Origin of the sequence: Marinobacter bryozoorum, from assembly GCF_023156245.1 — a bacterium.
GTDB lineage: Bacteria > Pseudomonadota > Gammaproteobacteria > Pseudomonadales > Oleiphilaceae > Marinobacter > Marinobacter bryozoorum.
The window spans coordinates 1-1,132 of sequence record NZ_JAKZAH010000110.1 but is presented as its reverse complement, the minus strand read 5'-3'; the positions used below and the strand labels follow the sequence as shown (position 1 = coordinate 1,132).

2 protein-coding genes are annotated in these 1,132 nt (G+C 53.9%); both read left to right on the top strand.

The window, feature by feature from the left end:
• On the top strand, positions 1-248 hold a 248-nt coding region (locus tag MLC59_RS19765), incomplete at its 5' end, for a hypothetical protein (protein ID WP_248237312.1).
• A gap of 536 nt (positions 249-784) precedes the next feature.
• On the top strand, positions 785-1,051 hold the full coding sequence (locus MLC59_RS19760) for a hypothetical protein (protein WP_248237309.1): 267 nt from the start codon (positions 785-787) through the stop codon (positions 1,049-1,051).
• Positions 1,052-1,132: the final 81 nt, after the last annotated feature.

The window sequence follows — 1,132 nt, the reverse complement described above, 5'->3', positions numbered from 1 at the left end:
ATCAGTGGCAGCTTTCGCGTGGAATGGGTGGCAGGCTTCGTCTGGAATCAGTGGCAACCTTGGTCTGGAATACGCACGCCATCCTTGGCGCCAAGCAGTTAAACGCGGGCTTCCAGCATTTTTTTCAGGTATTGGGAGACATCGGGCTCTACGTTGGACCATGCAGCTTCGCCCGAGAGCCTGGTCACCAGAATCCCGTCGTCCGCATCCATCGCGCCTTTAAGGTAGTCTCGGACCTGTGCGGCTGACCGATTGGTGCTGATGACCCAGGTGGATTCCAAGGGACGACACCAGCTTCCGTAGCTCTTTATCCGATCATACAGAGCGTCATAATTGCGTTGCTTACGCAGGTCGTAGTCGATTTGATATACTGACATAGCTTAGTACCTCTTATTGATCACGGTATTTAAGTGTTTGCGGCAGGTGGCCGCCTGCCGCATCTTTACCTCAAAACTGTAGACACTCTACAGCACTCAAGGTCCATTTCACGATAGACCTGCCGCAGGCGCATGTCAAAAATTTCTTTACAGTAGAACGACTACAAAACTGAACGACTCGATTTCGACGCTTGAGATGCCAGGGTAAAGGGGCGTTCTGATTTGACGAACCTGGGGCAACTTTCTCAGAGAAGTCCGGTTACTCTTTTGAGTGGTTGAGTAAGTTTGGTCAGCCCGATATGCGGAGCTTTCAGGGCCCACACTCCACGCTCGTTAAGAGCATGCTTTGCATCGACAGCAATGAGCGTCCATGCTGTATAAAAGCCTCACACGGAGGTGTTGGAACTATGGCCAAGATTAAGAAAAAGCGGCCCAAGAACCCGTCTCTGGCACTCCAGAAACAGCTGCTTCCTCTCGTGAAAAAAGCGCAGAAAGGAGATAAACAGGCTGCCCATACGCTGGAACTGTGGATGCAAGAGAGTGAGCACGTCCGCCGGATGGTCGAGACGCTGTTGCGCCCCGTGCGCGATCGGTACGCCTCGAGCTCTCTGATCCGTCGAGGAAAAAAGCCCAACCTCTATTCTCGGTCGGTCCAAGGGGGTGCCCCGCAATAGGCCTACTGCGCATAATCGGACGTTATGACAAACCATCGCCGCCCGTTGGCTGCCGCGCCGGGCGGTAGGCCACGACCGGTC

Excerpts from the sequence above, each read along its gene's own strand:
- MLC59_RS19760 (WP_248237309.1), top strand. The coding sequence starts at position 785 with ATGGCCAAGATTAAGAAAAAGCGGCCCAAGAACCCGTCTCTGGCACTC.